General features: G+C 69.7%; 21 protein-coding genes. 8 read left to right on the top strand and 13 right to left on the bottom strand.

What is annotated here, in order from left to right; all coding sequences use genetic code 11:
- Nucleotides 1-181 precede the first annotated feature (181 nt).
- Nucleotides 182-892: a transporter substrate-binding domain-containing protein gene (locus tag ABZX12_RS23355; RefSeq protein WP_355696197.1), complete on the bottom strand. Its 711-nt coding sequence runs from the start codon at nucleotides 890-892 to the stop codon at nucleotides 182-184.
- 201 nt (nucleotides 893-1,093) lie between these two features.
- On the opposite strand from ABZX12_RS23355, the gene ABZX12_RS23350 reads away from it, so the two are divergent.
- Nucleotides 1,094-1,738, top strand: a complete 645-nt coding sequence (locus tag ABZX12_RS23350) for a phosphotransferase (RefSeq protein ID WP_355696195.1) — start codon at nucleotides 1,094-1,096, stop codon at nucleotides 1,736-1,738.
- Here ABZX12_RS23350 and ABZX12_RS23345 read toward each other — a convergent pair.
- Nucleotides 1,723-2,655 carry a helix-turn-helix domain-containing protein gene (locus tag ABZX12_RS23345; RefSeq protein ID WP_355696194.1) on the bottom strand — a complete coding sequence of 311 codons (933 nt, stop codon included), beginning with the start codon at nucleotides 2,653-2,655 and terminating at the stop codon, nucleotides 1,723-1,725. The two genes, ABZX12_RS23350 and ABZX12_RS23345, sit on opposite strands and share 16 nt — an antisense overlap.
- 72 nt (nucleotides 2,656-2,727) lie before the next feature.
- Between ABZX12_RS23345 and ABZX12_RS23340 the strand changes: the two genes are divergently transcribed.
- Complete coding sequence (locus ABZX12_RS23340) at nucleotides 2,728-3,039, top strand: cupin domain-containing protein (RefSeq protein ID WP_355696192.1); 312 nt, start codon at nucleotides 2,728-2,730, stop codon at nucleotides 3,037-3,039.
- Nucleotides 3,040-3,052: 13 nt separating this feature from the next.
- Here ABZX12_RS23340 and ABZX12_RS23335 read toward each other — a convergent pair whose 3' ends face one another.
- Nucleotides 3,053-4,039, bottom strand: a complete 987-nt coding sequence (locus tag ABZX12_RS23335; RefSeq protein WP_355696190.1) for a pirin family protein — start codon at nucleotides 4,037-4,039, stop codon at nucleotides 3,053-3,055.
- Between the two features lie 282 nt (nucleotides 4,040-4,321).
- Here ABZX12_RS23335 and ABZX12_RS23330 point away from each other — a divergent pair, with 282 nt between their 5' ends.
- The 4 genes from ABZX12_RS23330 (at nucleotide 4,322) to ABZX12_RS23315 (ending at nucleotide 6,498) form a co-directional block, all read left to right on the top strand.
- Nucleotides 4,322-5,179, top strand: coding sequence for a bifunctional methylenetetrahydrofolate dehydrogenase/methenyltetrahydrofolate cyclohydrolase (locus tag ABZX12_RS23330; RefSeq protein WP_355696189.1), 858 nt, complete (start codon nucleotides 4,322-4,324; stop codon nucleotides 5,177-5,179).
- A gap of 43 nt (nucleotides 5,180-5,222) precedes the next feature.
- Nucleotides 5,223-5,492 carry a DUF3017 domain-containing protein gene (locus ABZX12_RS23325; RefSeq protein WP_355696187.1) on the top strand — a complete coding sequence of 90 codons (270 nt, stop codon included), beginning with the start codon at nucleotides 5,223-5,225 and terminating at the stop codon, nucleotides 5,490-5,492.
- A 145-nt stretch (nucleotides 5,493-5,637) separates the two neighbouring features.
- Nucleotides 5,638-5,955: a helix-turn-helix domain-containing protein gene (locus ABZX12_RS23320; protein WP_355696186.1), complete on the top strand. Its 318-nt coding sequence runs from the start codon at nucleotides 5,638-5,640 to the stop codon at nucleotides 5,953-5,955.
- Nucleotides 5,956-6,003: 48 nt separating this feature from the next.
- Entirely contained in the window at nucleotides 6,004-6,498 is a 495-nt protein-coding gene (locus ABZX12_RS23315) for a GNAT family N-acetyltransferase (protein WP_355696185.1), read from the top strand.
- On the opposite strand, the gene ABZX12_RS23310 is transcribed toward ABZX12_RS23315, so the two are convergent.
- From ABZX12_RS23310 to ABZX12_RS23295, 4 genes are read right to left on the bottom strand one after another with little or no spacing between them, the layout of a single operon-like run.
- A complete protein-coding gene (locus ABZX12_RS23310) occupies nucleotides 6,464-7,141 on the bottom strand; it encodes a hypothetical protein (RefSeq protein ID WP_355696183.1) in 678 nt (225 codons plus the stop codon). The two genes, ABZX12_RS23315 and ABZX12_RS23310, sit on opposite strands and share 35 nt — an antisense overlap.
- 40 nt (nucleotides 7,142-7,181) lie before the next feature.
- The gene (purH, locus tag ABZX12_RS23305) at nucleotides 7,182-8,741 is read right to left on the bottom strand and encodes a bifunctional phosphoribosylaminoimidazolecarboxamide formyltransferase/IMP cyclohydrolase (protein WP_355696181.1); all 1,560 of its coding nucleotides are present in this window, start codon (nucleotides 8,739-8,741) and stop codon (nucleotides 7,182-7,184) included.
- Nucleotides 8,738-9,379 (bottom strand): phosphoribosylglycinamide formyltransferase, encoded by a 642-nt coding sequence (purN, locus tag ABZX12_RS23300; RefSeq protein ID WP_355696180.1) that lies wholly within the window; start codon nucleotides 9,377-9,379, stop codon nucleotides 8,738-8,740. Before purN ends, purH begins: the two co-directional genes overlap by 4 nt.
- A 10-nt stretch (nucleotides 9,380-9,389) precedes the next feature.
- Complete coding sequence (locus tag ABZX12_RS23295; protein WP_355696178.1) at nucleotides 9,390-10,652, bottom strand: DUF6350 family protein; 1,263 nt, start codon at nucleotides 10,650-10,652, stop codon at nucleotides 9,390-9,392.
- A 175-nt stretch (nucleotides 10,653-10,827) separates the two neighbouring features.
- Between ABZX12_RS23295 and ABZX12_RS23290 the strand changes: the two genes are divergently transcribed.
- Nucleotides 10,828-12,159 carry a hypothetical protein gene (locus ABZX12_RS23290; RefSeq protein WP_355696176.1) on the top strand — a complete coding sequence of 444 codons (1,332 nt, stop codon included), beginning with the start codon at nucleotides 10,828-10,830 and terminating at the stop codon, nucleotides 12,157-12,159.
- Nucleotides 12,160-12,207: 48 nt separating this feature from the next.
- Here the strand turns inward: ABZX12_RS23290 and sucD are convergent, their stop codons facing one another.
- Together sucD and sucC are read right to left on the bottom strand one after the other, a co-directional pair.
- The gene (gene sucD / locus ABZX12_RS23285) at nucleotides 12,208-13,098 is read right to left on the bottom strand and encodes a succinate--CoA ligase subunit alpha (RefSeq protein WP_355696174.1); all 891 of its coding nucleotides are present in this window, start codon (nucleotides 13,096-13,098) and stop codon (nucleotides 12,208-12,210) included.
- 14 nt (nucleotides 13,099-13,112) lie between these two features.
- Complete coding sequence (sucC, locus tag ABZX12_RS23280; protein WP_355696173.1) at nucleotides 13,113-14,285, bottom strand: ADP-forming succinate--CoA ligase subunit beta; 1,173 nt, start codon at nucleotides 14,283-14,285, stop codon at nucleotides 13,113-13,115.
- Between the two features lie 127 nt (nucleotides 14,286-14,412).
- Between sucC and ABZX12_RS23275 the strand changes: the two genes are divergently transcribed.
- Nucleotides 14,413-16,056 (top strand): glycoside hydrolase family 13 protein, encoded by a 1,644-nt coding sequence (locus tag ABZX12_RS23275; RefSeq protein WP_355696171.1) that lies wholly within the window; start codon nucleotides 14,413-14,415, stop codon nucleotides 16,054-16,056.
- A 7-nt stretch (nucleotides 16,057-16,063) separates the two neighbouring features.
- Here ABZX12_RS23275 and ABZX12_RS23270 read toward each other — a convergent pair whose 3' ends face one another.
- The 4 genes from ABZX12_RS23270 to ABZX12_RS23255 all read right to left on the bottom strand — a co-directional run bounded on the left by ABZX12_RS23270 (nucleotide 16,064) and on the right by ABZX12_RS23255 (nucleotide 19,408).
- Nucleotides 16,064-17,110, bottom strand: coding sequence for a porin PorA family protein (locus ABZX12_RS23270; RefSeq protein WP_355696170.1), 1,047 nt, complete (start codon nucleotides 17,108-17,110; stop codon nucleotides 16,064-16,066).
- A 212-nt stretch (nucleotides 17,111-17,322) separates the two neighbouring features.
- On the bottom strand, nucleotides 17,323-17,475 hold the full coding sequence (locus tag ABZX12_RS23265) for a hypothetical protein (RefSeq protein WP_355696169.1): 153 nt from the start codon (nucleotides 17,473-17,475) through the stop codon (nucleotides 17,323-17,325).
- On the bottom strand, nucleotides 17,472-18,353 hold the full coding sequence (locus ABZX12_RS23260) for a carbohydrate ABC transporter permease (protein ID WP_355696167.1): 882 nt from the start codon (nucleotides 18,351-18,353) through the stop codon (nucleotides 17,472-17,474). The genes ABZX12_RS23265 and ABZX12_RS23260 overlap by 4 nt, the downstream gene beginning before the upstream one ends.
- Nucleotides 18,353-19,408, bottom strand: coding sequence for a sugar ABC transporter permease (locus ABZX12_RS23255; RefSeq protein WP_355696166.1), 1,056 nt, complete (start codon nucleotides 19,406-19,408; stop codon nucleotides 18,353-18,355). The genes ABZX12_RS23260 and ABZX12_RS23255 overlap by 1 nt, the downstream gene beginning before the upstream one ends.
- Nucleotides 19,409-19,480 lie beyond the last annotated feature (72 nt).

The raw sequence follows: 19,480 nt of genomic DNA, 5'->3' as shown, positions 1-19,480 counted from the left end.
GCACCAGCTAGACGCCGCAACCGGCCTTCAGGGTTGCATCAGCCCAATCTGTAGGAACTGATAACGGTCAGGTCCGTTACGTTGCCGGCGCCGTCGACGAGCTGGGACCGCAGCGAGACGGACTGCCCGGCCCGCCAGCTCGCCGGCTTGCCGTCGACGTACAGCGTCGTGGTTCCTTCGCTCAGACCGCCGGAGCCACGGTGGCGTCGGCCTGGCCGGAGGCCGCCAGGGACCGGGCGACGAACCCCGAGGACTTCAGGTCCTCGATCAGGTCGTGGAGGTAGGCAACCGTCTCGGGGCGCTTCGACCTCGCGGTGCCGACAGCCTGCTGGATCTGCATGAACCGCTCGTCGATCAGGCGGAGCTCCGGGTGCTCGGCGACGTACCGGGTGATCGGCTGACGGATGCCGGCCGCCGCCTCCAGCCCCTCGGCCCGGAAGACGTCGACGCCCTCCGCGCCGCGGACGACCGTGGCCTCGCGCAACGTCCTGCTCAGGTAGAGGTCGTACGCCGACCCCTGCTTCACGCCGATCCGCACACCCGCCGCGTCGACCTCGGCAACCGTCGTCAGCGCGGACTCCCGGGGGACGGCGAAGACGCCCTCGATCACGACGTACGGCGCGGTGAACGCGACCTCGGCCGCCCGCGCCGGATCGATCGCGAGGAAGCAGAGATCCGCCCGGCCGGTGGTCATCGCCTCGAAAGACTTCCGGGCCGCGTCGAAGCAGACCAGCTCCAACGGCAGCTCGAGCCGCCCCGCCAGCTCGCGCGCGATGTCGACCGTGACGCCGCTCGGCGCCGCCGCCGTACCCTGCGCCAGCACCGGATTCCCCAGGTTGATCGAGGCCCGCAGAACGCCGTCCGGCGCGAGATCCTCAGCAACAGTTGTCATGCTGCCGACCCTAGACGGCACTGTGTGTGCATGCTGGACAGGTAGTGCGGCTGTGAGACGCCGTACACGCAGACAGATTCACGCTCAGGTGCACTACCTACGCGGCCGACACCTCCTGTCGAGGCTGCACGCCCGCCCTACAGCCGAGGAAGTAGTACAAATGGGGAGCTGATCTCGGCGTTGCACCGTAACCTTCGCTGAGTGGATCTCCAGACTCTCCAGGACCGGTTCGGCGCTCAGCAGGCCGAACCGGTCCACGTCGGTTGTTCCGGAGCGACCGTGGTCAAGCTCAGCCGCGGCCGGGAACGCCTGTACTACAAGGCCGGAGCCGGTCTGGACCTCGAGGCTGACCGGTTGTCCTGGCTGGCCTCGACGGGGTTTCCCTGCCCGCGCGTCGTTGACCGAGGCCACAACTGGCTCCTGACCACGGAGCTCGCCGGCCGGGACGCCTCGCAGGACTGGCCTGCGGCGGACCGTCCCGCGGTCCTGGCCGCTCTGGCCGCGGGTCTTCGCGCCCTCGACGAGCTGACGGGCTGCCCGTTCCCGTCGCCCTTCCCTGGTGCGGGTTCCGCGGTGACGCACGGGGACTACGCGGCGCCGAACGTCTTCATCGACCCGGCAACGCTCCGCTTCGCCGGCCTCCTCGACCTCAGTCGGCTCGGCGTCGGCGACCGCTACCTGGATCTCGCGCTGATGTTCAAGAGCCTCCGCGGCGGCCTCAACCCGCAGTACGGCGGCCTGCCCGCCGCCCGGCGCTTCGTCGAGCTGTACGGCGGGGACCCGGACGACCCGCGTATCGAGCACTACATCACGCTCGACGACACCGGCGACTACGTGCCCCGATAGGCCCGCCGGTAGGCGCTCGGGGTGGTGTGCAGCGCGGCGCGGAACCTGCGGCGCAGATTGGTCGCCGACGAAAGACCGACCCGGAGCGCGATGGCCTCGACGGAAAGGTCCGTTTCCTCCAGCAGAACTCGTGTCCTGGCGATCCTCTGCGCCAGCAGCCACTGCCCCGGAGCCATGCCTACCTGCTGCTCGAACCGGCGTGCCAACGTCCGCGCCGACACGTTCCCGCGGCGCGCCAGATCGTCGACCGTGACGGGCTCCCCCAGCCGCTCCACCGCCCACGCCAGCAGGGCACCCACCCCGTCAGTTGAGCCTCCCGCGCTTCCCGGGCTCTCGGAGCGGTACTGCGCCTGACCACCTTCGCGATGCGGCGGCATCACCATCCGCCCCGCGACCCGCGCCGCATACCCTGCGCCCTGATCACTCCGCACCAGGTGCAGGCACAGATCGATCCCGGTCCCCGACCCGCCACTCGTCGCCACGTCACCGTGGTCGATGTACAGCACGTCCGGATCGACCTTGACCGCCGGGAACCTGCGCTGCAGCTCCTCGGCGTACCGCCAATGCGTGGCCGCCCGGCGCCCGTCGAGCAACCCGGCCGCGGCGAGCAGATAGGCACCTGAGCAGATACTGACGAGCCGAGCGCCGCGTCGATGGGCCCGGGTGAGTGCGCGGACGACGGTCGGGGTCGGCTCGCGGTTGATCGGCAACCACCCCGGCACCACGATCGTGTCTGCCCGGTCGAGCGCGCGCAGCCCGGACGTGACGACCATGTCGAAACCCTCGGTGGTGCGGACGTTTCCCGGCTGCTCGGTACAGACACCGAACCGGTACGGCGCGTCGCGGAAGACTGCGGCGGCGGAGCCCAGCTCGAAACTCGCCTGCGGCGCGGTCACCAGCGCGACAACCCGGTGCATGGCAGAAAAGTACCGCACCAAGACTATCCAGACACTGGGGACAAAGCTGTGGACACCTGTTGGATCAGACGCATGGAGAACTACGAATGGGCGTCCGTCGACGACGCACCGGTCCGCGAACTCTTTCCGGGCATCAGACTGCGCCCGCTCTGGTCCGGGGCGGTCGCGAAGGCGTTCGTCCTGCAGATGGCCCCGGGCTCACGCTGGGAAGGCATCGACGTCCACGATCCCGGACCCGAGGAAGTGTTCGTCGTCGACGGCGTCTTCAACGACGGCGCCCACGACTACCCGGCCGGTTCGTTCATCCACGCCCCGGCCGGGTCGTCGCACGTTCCGCAGTCCGCGAAGGGCTGCACGCTGTTCTTGTTCTACCCCGAGGGTTAGTCGGAGCTGCGGGTCAGTCGGTGCTGCGCAGTTCGGTCGGGGCGCCGTGGACCGCGGGGATGGTGCCGAGCTTGCCGGCCTGGAAGTCCTCGAAGGCCTGGATGACCTCGGCGCGGGTGTTCATCACGAACGGTCCGGCCATCGCGATCGGCTCGCGGATCGGGCGGCCGCCGATCACCAGGACGTCGAGGTTCGGCTCCGCCTGCGGCTGCGACGTGCTCGCCGCCGTACGGATGGTGTCGCCGGGGCCGAAGACGGCCAACTGGCCCTTGCGGATCGGGCGGCGGTCGGCGCCGACCGTGCCTTGGCCGGCCAGGACGTAGACGAGAGCGTTGTAGTCCGGCTGCCACGGCAGCACCATTTCCGCACCAGGGCTGACCGTGGCATGGACGAGCGTGATCGGCGTGTGGGTCGAACCGGGGCCGTTGTGGCCGTCGACCGTGCCGGCGATCACGCGGATCAGTGAGCCGCCGTCGGGAGTGGAGAGCAGAGCGGAGTCGCCGCCGCGGATGTCCTGGTAGCGCGGCGGCGCCCACTTGAGCGCCTTGGGCAGGTTCACCCAGAGCTGGATGCCGTGGAACAGGCCACCGCTCACCACGAGGTGTTCCGGCGGCGTCTCGATGTGCAGCAGGCCGCTGCCTGCGGTCATCCACTGCGTGTCCCCGTTGGAGATCACGCCGCCACCGCCGGTGGAGTCCTGGTGCTCCATGATGCCGTCGAGCATGTACGTGACGGTCTCGAAGCCGCGGTGCGGATGCCACGGGGTGCCCTTCGGCTCACCCGGCGCGTACTCGACCTCGCCCATCTGGTCCATGTGGATGAACGGGTCCAGATCGCGCAGGTCGACGCCCGCGAACGCGCGCCGCACCGGGAAGCCCTCGCCTTCGTAGCCGCTCGGCGCGGACGTCACCGACTTCACGGCACGCTCCCGCACCACGGCCGGGTCCTGCTCGCTGATGCGGGGCAGGACGGTGATGTCGCTGACGGTCACGGCGGGCATGATGTGCTCCTCGCTGGTCGGTAGTTCAAGAATAAACTATCTCCTCGAACCGGAGCAAGAGCGCCCGCATTCCCCGGCTACGCCGCCGCGGAACTGGCCGGCACGCAGCGCCGGATGCGGACCTCCATCACTCACCAACCTCCCGAGAGGCCACTCGTCCGACCAACCTCACGCCGCGCGCACGCGCCCGCGGCGCGCTTGGTGAGTGGCGCACGTCCGCTCACCCGAGAGCGGCCGAGCCGAATGCGACTCGGGCCCGCGCGCGTGGCAGACTCTGGAGTCGTGACGGCGCAGATTCTGGACGGTAAGGCGACGGCGGCGGCGATCAAGGACGAGTTGAAGGTCCGGGTCGCGAAGCTTGCCGAGCAGGGTGTGGTGCCTGGGCTCGGCACGATCCTGGTCGGTGACGACCCGGGCAGCCGGGCGTATGTGGCGGGTAAGCACCGCGACTGCGCGGCGGTCGGGATCGCCTCGATCCAGGTCGAGCTGCCGGCGACCGCGACCCAGGACGAGATCGCCGCCAAGGTCCAGGAGCTCAACGAGAACCCGGACTGCACCGGCTTCATCGTCCAGCTCCCGCTCCCCAAGCACGTCGACACGAACACGATCCTCGGGCTGATCGACCCCGCCAAGGACGCCGACGGCCTGCACCCGGTCAGCCTGGGCAAACTCGTCCTCGGCCAGGACGGCCCGCTGCCGTGCACCCCGAAGGGCTGCGTGGAGATCCTCCGGCGGTACGACGTACCGATCGCCGGCGCGCACGTGGTCGTCGTCGGCCGCGGCGTGACCGCGGGCCGGCCGATGGGGCTGCTGTTCACCCGGCGCAGCGAGAACGCGACCGTCACCCAGTGCCACACCGGCACGAAGGACCTCGCCGCCGTCGTCCGGACCGGCGACATCGTGATCGCCGCCGCCGGTTCGGCCGGCCTGATCACGGCGGACATGGTGAAGCCCGGCGCCGTCCTCCTCGACGTCGGCACCAGCCGCAACGCCGAGGGCAAGATCGTCGGTGACATCGAGGACGCCGCCCGCGAGCAGGCCGCGTGGATCGCGCCGATGCCCGGCGGTATCGGCCCGATGACCCGCGCGATGCTCCTCACCAACGTCGTCGAGGCCGCCGAAGCGAGCCTGGCGCAGTGACCGCCGGCGTACGGCGGAGCGCCGAGACGGGGACGGCGTGCTGATGGCGGGCGAGGCCCAACGCCGCAGCCAGTGGCCGCTGGCGTTGACGCTCCTGGTCGCCCTCACCGGCCTGGTCGTGCTCTGGTTCTACGACTGGCGCAACGGCGTGCTCGTCTTCGCCGGTGCCGTAGGCCTGGCCGCCGTCCTGCGAGCCACCCTCTCCGACACCGCGGCCGGCCTCCTGCAGATCCGCAGCCGCATGTTCGACACCGGCTTCCTGATCCTGACCGCCACCGCCATCGCCGTCCTCGGCCTGATCATCCCGAACTGAGACCGAACAGGGCCCAGGTCTCGGCAGGCCGGTGGTGGAAACGATCAAGGCATCACGCCACCCGAGCATGAAGGAGCTCCGAAGCGGAGCCATCCGCGTGCTCTTCGCGTTCGACCCGATTCCTGATTCGGAGGGAGGAGGAGCGATGAAGTACAGAACGCACGACGAGGTGCGGGGTGAGTTCGTCAAGACCCCGCAGGACGAAGCCGAGCTCGCGGCCTACAAGGACGAGGTGCTGGCGGAGGTGCGGGCGCACCGGCTCGCCGACGTACGTCAGCAGCACGGACTCACCCAGACCGACCTGGCCGACAGGCTGCACATCACGCAGACCGCGGTGTCCAAGATCGAGCGCGGTGAGCTGGCTCGCTCCGAGCTGAGCACCATCCGACGGTACGTCGAAGCGCTCGGCGGGAAGCTCGAGGTGATCGCCGACTTCGGCGACGAACGCCTCGTCCTCGGTTGAAACCAATAACGTGTGCAGAGCGTCGTCGTCATCTGAATAATCTGACGGATGCTGACGATCCGTTCTGCTGGTGATGGAGACGCGCCCGAGATCGCCCGGATGTACGTCGACGCGTGGAACGCGGGGTTCGGCGATCTGATGCCGACGGCAGTGCTGGACGACGCCCGGGTCGCGCGCTGGTCGGAGACGCTTGCCGACGGCGACTGGTGGGTCGCCGAGATCGACGGGGTGATGGCCGGCTTCGTCGGCATCGGCCCGAGCCGCGACCCGATCGACCCCGAACTGGGCGAACTCGACACGATCACCGTCGACGTACCGTACTGGCGCCAAGGCGTCGGCACAGCTCTCCTGCACAAAGCCGTCGAAGAACTGGGCGCCCAGTACGACGAGGCAATCCTCTGGACCCTCGCCAACTACCCCCAAGCCCAGAACTTCTACACCAAGAACGGCTGGACCCTCACCGACACAACCCGCGACAACGGGCACCAGGTCAGCTACCGCCGCACCTTCAGATCGTCCACGCCCAAGGCGCATACACACTGACCCGCACGGCGTCGAGAAGTGGCGGGATGTACTTCACCGAGCATCCCTTGGCGTACGCGTTTCGCGCGGCAAGCACCTTCGCGCGGGTGAGATTGGCCCGCTTGACCTCGTATGCCGTGACGAGCTGCCGCTCCGGCCACGAGTCCTCGGTGTATGACCTGGCCATCCAGTCGTCCGACAACGGATCCGCCGACGAACCGAGCGCGCGGCCGACCTCACTGTTCGCCGGCGGATTCAACTGATCACCACGGTCGTCGCCGGCCCAGTGCCGGCCCGGCGGGTTGTAGTTGGTCTGTACGTCGTACTCGTACTGCCAGCTCCACTCCTCGTACGAGCAGGCGAAGATCACCTGCGCGTACCCCGGACGAGGTGCGCGCAGAGCATCGTTCGGCGCCTTCAGACGCGTCACGGTGATCCGCTGGTACGCCGCCTTCGGCAGCTCGGGCCGTGACGGCAACCGCTTGGTCGGATAGGGCACCGGTGTCGTGGCGCCCGGTGTCCTCAGCTCTCCTGGTGCCGGGGTCGGCTCGATCGCCTTGAGCCCCAACGACACGGACGGCGTCCGCTCACTTTGCGGTGCCGCCTCACTCCCGCAACCCCCGAGCAGCAGCACTGCGACCGCCAAAGCCCCCAGCCTCCGCATGCGCACAACCTACTGCGCGGCGGGGGCCGGGGGTGGATGGTCAGTGGAAGAAGTGGCGGGTGCCGGTGAAGTACATGGTGATGCCGGCCTTGGTGGCGGTTTCGATGGCGGCTTCGTCGCGGATGGAGCCGCCGGGCTGGACGACGGCCTTGACGCCGCCTTCGATGAGGACCTCGAGGCCGTCGGGGAAGGGGAAGAAGGCGTCGGAGGCGGCGACCGAGCCGGTTGCGCGGTCGCCGGCGCGAGAGACGGCGAGGCGGCAGGAGTCGACGCGGTTGACCTGGCCCATGCCTACGCCCACCGAGGCGCCGTCGGCGGCGAGGAGGATCGCGTTGGACTTGACGGCGCGGCAGGCCTTCCACGCGAAGGCCAGGTCGGCCAGGACCTCGGGTGAGGCAGGCGAGCCGGCGGCGAGCGTCCAGGACGACGGGTCGTCACCGGGGGCCTGGAAGCGGTCGCGGTGCTGCAGCAGCAGGCCGCCGCTGATCGCGCGCAGCTCGACCGTCTCGTCGGCGGAGACCTCCGGCGCGACGAGCAGCCGGATGTTCTTCTTCGCCTGCAGGATCTCGGCGGCGCCGTCCTCGAAGGCAGGCGCCACGAGCACCTCGGTGAAGATCTCCGCGACCTGCTTGGCCAGGTCCACCGTGACCGGGCGGTTGGTCGCGATCACGCCGCCGTACGCCGAGACCGGGTCGCACTCGTGCGCGCGCCGGTGGGCCTCGGCGATGTCCTTGCCGACGGCGATCCCGCACGGGTTCGCGTGCTTGATGATCGCGACGGCCGGCTCGCTGAAGTCGTAGGCGGTACGGCGGGCCGCGTCGGCGTCGACGTAGTTGTTGTACGACATCTCCTTGCCGTGCAGCTGCTCCGCCGCGGCCAGCCCGCCCCGCCCGTTCAGGTACAGCGCGGCCGGCTGGTGCGGGTTCTCGCCGTACCGCAGCACAGCCGACTTGTCCCACGAGGCGCCGACCCACGCCGGGAAGCCGGAGCCCTCGCTGGAGTCGGTGAGCACGTTGCCCATCCAGGACGCGACCGCGATGTCGTACTCCGCGGTGTGTACGAACGCCGCCGCCGCGAGCCGCTGCCGCTCCTCGAGCGAGAAGCCGCCCTCGCTCAAGGCGGCGAGCAACGACGAGTACTGCGAAGACGAGGTCACCACAGCGACGTTCGCGTGGTTCTTCGCCGCACCGCGGACCATCGACGGACCGCCGATGTCGATCTGCTCGATGCACTCGTCGACCGACGCGCCGGACGCGACCGTCTCGGTGAACGGGTACAGGTTGCTGACCAGCAGGTCGAACGGCTCGACCCGCATCTCCTGCAGCTGCTCGACGTGGTCGGGCTTGCGCAGATCGGCGAGCAGCCCCGCGTGCACGAGCGGGTGCAGCGTCTTGACCCGCCCGTCCAGGCACTCGGGGAACCCGGTCAGCTCCTCGACCTTGGTCACCGGTACGCCGGCGGCCGCGATCCGGGCCGCGGTGGAACCCGTCGACACCAGCTGCACACCGGCGGCGTGCAGCGCCCCAGCGAGCTCCTCCAGGCCGGTTTTGTCATAGACGCTGATCAGCGCCCGGCGGATCGGCCTGCGGTCGGTGCTCACTTCAGTCGAACCTTTCGTCCGGTGATGGTCCAGCCCTCGCGGACCAGCCGGCCGACCCACTCCACCAACTGGCGGCGTTCGACCTCCTTGATCCGCTCGGTCAGGGATTCTTCGGTGTCGTCGTCGGCCACGGGGACCACGACCTGCGCGATGATCGGCCCGGTGTCGACGCCGCCGTCCACGAAGAACAGCGTCGCCCCGGCGACCTTCACGCCGTACTCCAGCGCGTCCCGGGGACCGTGGATCCCGGGGAACGCCGGCAGCAGCGCGTTGTGGGTGTTGATGTACCGGTCGCCGAAGGCGGCGAGGAAGTCGTCGCCGACCAGCTTCAGGAAACCGGCCGAGACCACCAGGTCGGGCCGGTACGCCGCGACCGAGGCGGTCAGCGCGCGGTCCCAGTCGGGCCGCGACGGGTACTCCTTCACCTTGTGGACGAAGGTCGGCACCCCGGCGGCCGCGGCGCGGTCGAGGCCGGCGATCCCGTCCCGGTCGGCGCCCACAGCGACGACCTGGGCGCCGTACGCCGGGTCGGCGGAGGCGTCCAGCAGGGCCTGCAGGTTCGACCCCGACCCCGACACGAGCACGACGAGGCGCGCTCGCGCCGGATCAGCCGGACCGGGGTCCACAGCAGAAGTCACGGCCGGAAGCCTATCGCCCGGCGTCGGTCTCCTCGTCATCCGGTCGCCCGGGCGGACGCCGGGACGCGACCACCGCCGCCGTGATCGCGGCCCCGATCGCCATCCCCGCGGCCAGCACACCGGCCGCCGGCAGCGCCGCCGGCACCCCGACCGCGGACATCCGCCCGGGCCCGGCCGACCCGCCCGACAGCGCGAGCAGCGCGAACAGGACGACCCCCGCGACCAGCGCCGCCATCGCGCCGCGCAACGCGAACGCGTCCCAGCCCAGCGCGTACGCGTCCCGGTCCACGAGCCCACGCCGTACGACGACCAGCCCTGCCAGCACACCGGCCACCAGCGGCACCACCGCCGTCAGCACCAGCAGGTACGACGGGGTCGCGCCGTCGGCAGGGACCGCGGCCAGCAACGGGAGCGCGGGCAGGTTCCCCACGTCCACGCCGGTCGGGGCGATCGTCGTACCGGTCCCGAGCTGGAACCCGGGCCCGGCGAGGAACGCGACGACGTACAGCACCATGTTCGGCACCAGCATCAGGCAGATCGCGAACAGCACGACCGAGCCGATCACGCCGGCGTCGAGGAGTTCGAGCATCCCGGTGATCCGGGAGAAGTGGATCGCGAGCAGGACGCCGTACAGCAAGGACGCCAGCGCGATCACGGTCAGTACGGCGGCCGTCGCGGCCGGTACGACGTCCCGCAGGCCGGCCGGTGTGGCGTCCGCGAGGTCCTCGCCGGCTCCGGACTCGACCACGATCCCCGCCAGCCCGGCCACCAGCGCGAGCGAGAACGCGCCCAGGAAGGCGGACCACGGCGACACCTTCAGCGAGCCCTCCGCCGTGAGCAACGCGATCACGAGCGCGCCCAGCCCATACACGAGCGCGAACGCGCCGCCCAGCGCGATCAGGTCCTTGGTGCGGTCGGCCGCGCTGGAGCGGGCCGCCGACTTGCCGCCGCGGTACAGGCACCAGGCGAAGAACAGGGTCAGGCCGAGCGGCGCGATGCTGATCCGGCCGGTGCCGATCGTCACCCCGGCCTTGTGGGCGACCAGCCAGGCCGACGCACCGGCCCGGACCGCGCCGGACGCGCCGCCGAACGTCGCCCCCAGCCAGCCGATCACGGCAACGGCGGCGCAGGTCAGCAAACCGGTCAGCAGGCACGCCCCGGCGGAGATCACGGCCGACACGACCAAGGGTTTGGTCCGGGCGGCGATCTCCGACGTCTGCGCAGCGCTCGTTTCGCCGTCCCGCGCGCCCGGGCGGCTCAGCATGTCGGTCATCTGACTCCCATGGTCTCCCCGTCCGCGGACACCACTCGTCCTGACACGCCGGATGTGGGAGACTTCAGGCCGCTTGCTCACGCTCGGTCCACGAGAGTTCGCCTGGTGGTAGCGGAGTGGGGCCCGCCGGGGTTCACCGGGTACTGTCGGGTGGAATCAGTCAGGAGGTCGAGCTTTGGCCGGTTCCCACCGTGCACCACGCGGCGGCGGTCGCGCCGCTGCCCGGGAAGCGCGTCGCCAGAAGGCGCGCAAGCGGAACCAGACGATCGCTGCCGGTGTCGCGGTCGTGGTGCTGGTCGGCGGCGGCGGTGTCGCCGCGCTGAACGCGTTCGGCGGCGACGACAAGGCAGGTCCGAAGGCCGGCAGCGGCCCGTCGGACGACAAGCCGACCAATTCCGACGTCCTGACCGACGACAAGGCGCTGCTGGACGCCGTAGGCGCGAAGACGCTCGGCGCGACCGGCACCTGGGCGGTCACCAAGACCGCGGACGGAGACTCGGCGCCCGACACCGCGTTCGCGTGCCAGTTGCAGCGCTTCGCGGACCCGTCCGGCCTGCGCACCTGGGTCCGCACCCTGCAGAACTCGGCCACCAAGGACACCGCGGTCCAGTACGTCGACGTGTCGAACGACAAGGCCACCGCGGCCAAGACGTACTCGACGGTCGTGCACTGGCTCAGCCAATGCACGACACCGCAGACCCGGTTGTCCGCGGGCTACGTGACGTCCGGCGTCGGCGAGCAGGGCGTGATCGCGGTCTTCGCGCAACTGCCCGGCTCGAAGACGAAGTACCGGACCGTCGCGGTCACGCTGGCCGGGCAGGCGACCATGGTCGTCGAGCACGACACGGTCGCCGCCACCCCGCCGCGACCGGACGCGGTGCTGGCGACCGCGAACGTGGCGGCGAAGAAGATCTGCGCACAGACCGGCGGCTGCGGCACCGGCGCACCGCTGGCGAAACCGGCCCTGCTGCCGAACGTCGACACCCCCGGCTTCATGGCGTCGGTCGACCTGCCGTTGCTGGACGAGATCAACAAGCCGTGGGTGAGCGCCACCGCGAGCACCGGCACCGGCACCGGCTGCGAGAAGATCGACTTCAAGAAGACCAAGCCGGTGAAGTACGGCACGGTCACCTATGTGACGCCGGAGGCGCAGGTACCGACCGAGTTCGGCATGGACGACACGGTCGCCAAGTTCGCCACTGCGGCCGCCGCCTCGAGCTTCGTCAGTCAGGTCAAGAAGAACGTCGACGCCTGCGAGAAGAACGTCTCGAACGCCAAGGTCGAGTCGACCGGCACGGTCAAGACCAGCACCGTCAGCGGCAAGAGCTGGAAGGCGACGTACGACACGGGCGACGGCAAGAAGTTCGTCTACCGGATCGGGATCGCCGGATCCGGGAACCGGGCGGTCTACCTGCTGTACCCGGTCCTGAAGAACCTGGACCTCACCGACGCGACGTTCAACGAGACGCTGATCCGCGCGGTCGACCGCTCCGCCGCCTACAAATAGGAATGGGACCCGCCCGGCTGGGCAGGTCCCGCTCCGTAAGCCTGGGAACTACTTGCTCAGGCCCTGCATGATCTCGCGCATCAGGTTGGCGGTCTCGGACGGCGTTTTGCCGACCTTCACGCCGACGGCCTCGAGGGCCTCCTTCTTCGCGGCCGCGGTGCCGGACGAGCCGGACACGATCGCGCCCGCGTGGCCCATCGTCTTGCCCTCCGGCGCGGTGAAGCCGGCGACGTACCCGACGACCGGCTTGGTCACGTTCTCCTTGATGAACGCGGCCGCCCGCTCCTCGGCGTCACCGCCGATCTCGCCGATCATCACGATCGCGTCGGTGTCCGGGTCGTCCTGGAACGCCTGCAGCGCGTCGATGTGCGTCGTCCCGATGATCGGGTCGCCGCCGATCCCGATCGCGGTCGAGAACCCGAAGTCCTGCAGCTCGTACATCATCTGGTAGGTCAGCGTGCCCGACTTGGAGACCAGGCCGATCCGGCCCTGGCCGGCGATGCTGGCCGGGATGATGCCGGCGTTCGACTCGCCCGGGGTGATGATGCCCGGGCAGTTCGGGCCGATGATCCGGGTCTTGCCGGACGCCTGCGCGGCGGCGAAGAACGCGGCCGTGTCGTGCACCGGCACGCCCTCGGTGATCACCACGACCAGCGGCACCTCGGCCTCGACGGCCTCCAGGACGGCGTCCTTGGTGAACTTCGGCGGGACGAAGATGACCGACACGTTCGCGCCGGTCTCCTTCACCGCGTCGGCGACCGTGCCGAACACCGGGACGGCCTTGCCGTCGAAGTCCTGGCTCTGCCCCGCCTTGCGCGGGTTCACGCCGCCGACGATGTTGGTGCCGGACGCGAGCATCCGGGTGGTGTGCTTGGTGCCCTCGGAGCCGGTCATGCCCTGGACGATGACCTTGCTGTCCTTGGTCAGGAAGATAGACATTGTTCGGCGATCCCTTACTTCGCAGCCAGCTCGGCGGCGCGCTTGGCGGCGCCGTCCATCGTGTCGACCCGCTCCAGACCGGCCAGCCCGGCCTCGTCGAGGATCCGGCGGCCCTCCTCGGCGTTGTTGCCGTCCAGCCGCACGACCAGCGGCTTGGTGACGTGCTCACCGCGGCTCGCGAGCAGCTCGAACGCCTGGACGATGCCGTTCGCGACCGCGTCACAGGCGGTGATGCCGCCGAAGACGTTCACGAACACACTCTCCACCTGCGGGTCGGAGATGATGATCTCCAGACCGTTCGCCATCACCTCGGCCGACGCGCCGCCGCCGATGTCGAGGAAGTTCGCGGGCTTCTGGCCGCCGAACTCCTCACCGGCGTACGCGACCACGTCCAGGGTCGACATGACCAGACCCGCGCCGTTGCCGATGATGCCGACCGAGCCGTCCAGCTTCACGTAGTTCAGGCCCTTGGCCTTGGCCGCCGCCTCCAGCGGGTCGGCCGCCGAGACGTCCTCGAACTCGGCGTGCTCCGGGTGCCGGAAGTCCGCGTTCTCGTCCAGCGTGACCTTGCCGTCCAGCGCCTCGACGTTGCCGTCCTCGAGCTTGACCAGCGGGTTCACCTCGACCAGCGACGCGTCCTCGCCGATGAACACCTCGTACAGCTTGACGATCTCCGGGACCACGGCGTCGATCACGTCGGCCGGGTACTTCGCGGCCTCCGCGATCTCCCGCGCCTTTGCCTCGTCCACACCGGTCGCCGGGTCGATCGAGATCTGCGCGACCGCGTCCGGGTTGGTGTGCGCGACCTCCTCGATCTCCATACCGCCGGCGGCGGAGGCGATGCAGAGGTAGTTGCGGTTCGCCCGGTCGATCAGGAACGAGAAGTAGTACTCCTCGCCGATCGCCGCGGCCGGGACGATGTTCAGGATCTTGACGACGTGACCCTTGATGTCCAGCCCGAGGATCTCGCGGGCCTTCTCCTCGGCCTCGTCCGGGCTCGAGGCCAGCTTGACGCCGCCGGCCTTGCCGCGCCCACCGGTCTTGACCTGGGCCTTCACGACCACCCGGCCGCCGATCTTCTCGGCCGCCGCGCGCGCTTCCTCCGGAGTCGTGACGACCTCACCCACGGTCGTCCGCACCCCGTGCTTGGCGAAGACCGTCTTCGCCTGGAATTCCATCAGATCCACGAGTGTGGTCCCTCTCTCGCCTGTACGGATTCCTGACACTAGCCACCCTCGGGCCGGCAGCGACAGCCGGGGTACTGGCTGAGACGACTGTCACAGCCCTCCCGCCGGTCGTGCGAGGCTGGTTGGCATGACCGATCCTGAGAGCAGACCAGCTGACGACTGGTGGCGTAGCGCCGTCGTCTACCAGGTGTACCCGCGCTCGTTCTCCGATGCGGACGGTGACGGGACCGGCGACGTGAACGGCATCCGGGCCCGGCTGCCGTACCTCGCCGATCTCGGCGTCGACGCGATCTGGATCAGCCCGTGGTACCCGTCGCCGCTGCTCGACGGCGGGTACGACGTCGCCGACTACCGCGACATCAACCCGGACTTCGGGACCCTCGCGGACGCCGACGCGCTGATCGCCGAGGCGCACGCGCTCGGCCTGCGGATCCTGATCGACCTGGTGCCGAACCACTGCTCCTGGGAGCACCCGTGGTTCAAGGCCGCGCTGGCGGCCGGCAAGGGCTCCCCGGAGCGCGACCTGTTCTGGTTCCGCGACGGCAAGGAGGGCGGGCTACCGCCGACCAACTGGCCGGCCGCGTTCGGCGGCGGCGCCTGGCAGCAGATCGACGACGGCCAGTGGTACCTGCACCTGTTCGACATCTCGCAGCCGGACTGGAACTGGGACCACCCGAAGGTGATCGAGGAGTTCGACGCGATCCTGCGGTTCTGGTTCGACCGCGGCGTCGACGGCTTCCGGATCGACGTCGCCGACTCGATGGCCAAGGACCCCGCGATGCCGGACGTGGAGCTGGAGGAGAACGGCGACCCGACGCATGAGAAGTACGTCGGCCACCCGTTCTACGACCAGCCGGGCGTCCACACGATCCACCAGCGCTGGCGCGCGATCGCGGACGAGTACGCCGATACGCCGCAGGGCCCCCGGGTCTTCGTGGCGGAGGCGTGGCTGTCGCCGGCCGAGCGGCTGGCGCAGTACGTGCGGCCGCACGAGCTGCACTCGGCGTTCAACTTCGACGCCCTGCGCGCCGCCTGGGACGCGGCGGAGCTGCGCGAGGTCGTCGACCACACGACCGACAACCTGTGGGCGGTCGGTGCGCCCGCGACCTGGGTGCTGAGCAACCACGACACGATCCGGCACCGCACCCGGTACGGGCGTGACCACAAGGACGCGCTCGAGGGTGCGGGCGTCGTACCGACCGACCTCGCGCTCGGGCTGCGCCGGGCCCGAGCCGCCGCGCTGCTGGAGCTGGCGCTGCCCGGCGGCGCGTACATCTACCAAGGTGACGAGCTCGGACTGCCCGAGGTCGAGGACCTGCCCGAGGAAGTGCTGGACGACCCGACCTGGGAGCGCTCCGGACACACGGTCCGCGGCCGCGACGGCTGCCGGGTCCCGATCCCGTGGTCCGGCTCCGAGCCGCCGTACGGTTTCGGCCCTGGTTCCGGGCAGCCGTGGCTCCCGCAACCCGCCGACTGGGCGGGCCTGACCGCCGAGGCGCAGGCCGGCGACCCCGGCAGCCATCTCAGCCTCTACAAGGATGCGCTCCGGATCCGGCGCGAACACCCGGCGCTCGGCGAGGGCCGGCTGGTCTGGGACGAGGACGCCCCCGGCGGCGTCCTCTCGTTCACCCGCGATCCCGGCTTCCGGTGCGTGGTGAATCTCGGCGAGACCACGGTTCCGCTCCCGCCCCACAGCAAGGTTCTGCTCAGCAGTGAGCCGCTGGCCGGTGCCGGGCTACCGCCCGACACCAGCGTCTGGCTCGAGGAGTAAGCCGCCGTCAGGTGGCTGCCGGTGACCCCGCATCGACCCGTCCGGTCGGTGCGGCCACCGGCGGCTCCGGCTTCCGCCGGCCGACCAGCAGTCCGACGACGATCAGGGCGAGACCGAGAACCAGCAGGATGATCGGACCCCACAGCTGGATCCAGTCGAGCTTGAGCGCAGCATCGTCCGCCTTGGCCGCCGCGTCCGCGACCGACGCCTGGTTCTCGGTCACGTCGACCGCCAGGACCGGGAGCAGCGGGAGCGCGTTGTTGCCGAGCAACACGTTGGCGACCACGGAGCGGTTGATCTTGGTGTCGAGCGGAGCGCCGAGATCGGCGTCGGCCCACACGTCGTACGTGCTGGTGGCGGTGTAGCCCAACGGCACCTGCGCCGGCAGTGCGGCCACCAGCGGAGCGAGCTGCTGCTGCGTCTGCGTCGGCAGCAGCGCGAGCAGTCTGGGCGCCAGCGTCCTCGGCAGTGAGGTCGGCAACTGCTGCTGCAGCGCAGGGTCCGCGAGCGGGCCGGACGCGGTCGCTCGGTAGTGGTACGTCGTGCGCCCCGCGCGGTCCTCGGTGCCGATGTAGGTGACCGGAACAGCCTTCCGGGTCATGGTGTCCCAATAGGTGTAGACGTCGGACGACGGCTCCGGGTCGACCGGCAGAGTCACGGTCAGGCCCCGGTGCTGCTCGACCTGGACGCCGTTGATCGGGTCGGCCTCGGTCATCGTCGTCCGGTCGACGGCGTACGTCTGGTTGCTCTGTGACGACGAGGGGCCGGCCTTCAGGGTCCCGTCGTCGTGGACGATGGCGGTGTCACCGTCGGAGTCACTGACATAGACATGGCGGTCGAGAGTGACCGGGATGTCCCGGGCGAGCGCGTTGGCCACGTCACCCGACTGCAGGGCCGCGGCGTTCAGCACGGTGCCCTTCCCGCTGTACGTCGTGGTGGTGTCGGTATCGCTCGGCAGCTTCGTCGCGGCCGGTGCGACCACGAACCTCAGCGCTGCCGCCAGAATCAGTAGCAGCACTCCGAATCCGATCAGAACCCATGCTGTTCGTCGCATGATGCCCCCTGATTGCGACGACCGCCCCCAGGCGGCCCGGTGTGTGCCGTGGCGGATTCCGCCGTCGATCCCCTGGGGCATCGTCGCAGTCCGCACCGGCCGGCACATCCGCCTGTGCGGATGATGCGACGCGCTGCGTCCTCAGCTGCCGCCATTCCGTGAACACACGTCGGGCCGGGACCTTGGTCGGCCCCGGCCCTCTGTGTCGTCACCTAGCGGTAGCGCTCGCGATCGCGGCGGTCCCGGTCTTCCCGGTCCCGGCGGTCCCGGTCCTCGCGATCGCGGCGGTCCCGGTCCTCCCGGTCCCGCCGGTCACGCTCTTCCCGGTCCCGGCGATCCTGTTCGCGCCGGTCCCGCCAGCTCACTTCACGCCACCTGCCGTGAGGCCGGCGACGATACGGCGCTGGAACAGCAGGACGGCGATCACGAGCGGGATCGTGACCACCACACCGGCGGCCATCTGGCTGCCGAACGGTTGGTCACGGCCCGTGGTCCCGGTGAACTGCGAGACGATCACGTTCGCCGTCTGGATCGACTTCTTGTTGGTCATGCTCAGCGCGATCAGGAACTCGTTCCAGGCCGCGATGAACGTGATGATCGCGGTGGTGAACACACCGGGCGCCGCCAACGGGATGATGACCTTGCGGAACGCCTGGGCCGGCGTACAGCCGTCCACCATCGCCGCCTGCTCGAGTTCCTGCGGCATCTGCCGGAAGAACGCGGTCAGGTTCCACACCGCCAGCGGCAGTGCGAACGACAGGCTCGGCACGATCATCGCCTGGTAGGTGTTGATCCACTTGATGTCGACGAACAGCTTCAGCAGCGGCACCACCAGCGAGATGCCCGGGAACATCGACGTGGTGATGATGATCGCCAGCACGAGGTTCTTGCCCCGGAAGTCGAGCCGAGCCAGCGTGTACGCGGCGATCATGCCGATCACCAGCGTCAGGATCGTCACCGAGCCGGCCACGATCAGGCTGTTCAGCAGACCACGGGGGAACCCGTTGTTGCCGCTGAACACGTCCTTGAAGTTCTGGATCGAGAACGGCGACGGGATCAGCGCGTTCGAGAACTGGTCGGCCGGCCGGCGGAACGCCGAGACGACCATCCAGTAGAACGGCGCCAGGCAGTAGATCACGATCAGCGCGACGCCGAGCAGCGGCAGCCAGCGCTTGACCCAGCCGGACTCGGCGGCCCGGACCTGAGCCGCGTCGGCCCGGGGCTGTGCGGTTGCGGTAGCCATCAGACGTTCCCTCCAGTACCCGGACCGGCGCCAGCGGCGACGACGGCCCGCGCGGCTGCCGTATCCGCGTTGCCGTTCTTCTTCCGGCGTCCACCGCCGCGCTTCTTGGCTCTGGCTTCGCCGATGACATCGGCGCCGAGGATCTTCACGAACAGATAGGCGACGACCGCGACGTAGATGAACAGCACCGTCGCATAGGCGGCCGCCGGACCGAATCTGGTGTTGAAGGCCTCGTCGTAGGCCAGCATCGACAGTGTCTCGACCGAGTTCTTGTGCGCACCGACGAGCACGAACGGCAGGTCGAAGATCCGCAGCGTGTCGAGGATCCGGAACAGCACCGCCACCAGCAGCGCCGGCTTCACCAGCGGCAGCGTGATCCGGGTGAAGGTCTTCCAGGCGTTGGCTCCGTCGACCTTCGCGGCCTCGTAGACCTCGGCCGGGATGGTCTGCAGCCCGGCCAGGACCAGGAGGCCGATGAACGGTGCGGTCTTCCAGGTGTCGGCGATGACGACCGACAGCTTCGACTGCCAGCCCTCGGTCGACCACAGCACCTGGGTGCCGATCACCGCGTTGGCGATGCCGTCGGCCTGGAAGATCCACTTCCACAGCAGCGCCGAGATGACGGTCGGGATCGCCCACGGGACCAGGATGCTGGCCCGGACGATGCCGCGGCCCTTGAAGGCCTTGTGCATGATCAGCGCCATCGCGACACCGAGGGCGGTCTCGAGGATCACGCAGACCACGGTGAAGAACGACGTGTTGTAGAACGCGTTCCAGAACCGGTCGCCGGTCTCGCCCTTGAAGATGGCGGTGTAGTTGTCGAGCCCGACGAACGTCGAGCCCTTGACGATGAACCCGTTCTCGTCGAGCCGCTGACCGCTCTGGTAGAGCGAGTCCCGCAGCGCGGCCATGATCGGGAACAACACGACGACGCCCAGGACGAGCAGCGTCGGGGAGAGCAGTGTCGCGGCCAGCCGGCCGGTGCCCTCGTCGAACCGTTGCTGGCGCTTCGGCTCCTTGACCGGCCGTTCCGCGACCGGCGTACTTGCAGTCACCTGTGCCTCCTTTGCTTCCCGGCCGGAGCCGGGGCAGGGACTGGCCGGGGCCGGTGCGTGGTCACAACCTCC

Source organism: Kribbella sp. NPDC003505, assembly GCF_040610875.1.
In the GTDB taxonomy this organism is placed as follows: Bacteria; Actinomycetota; Actinomycetes; order Propionibacteriales; family Kribbellaceae; genus Kribbella.
Note: the sequence above shows the minus strand (reverse complement) of the source record. Positions and strands in the feature narration are given on the sequence as shown.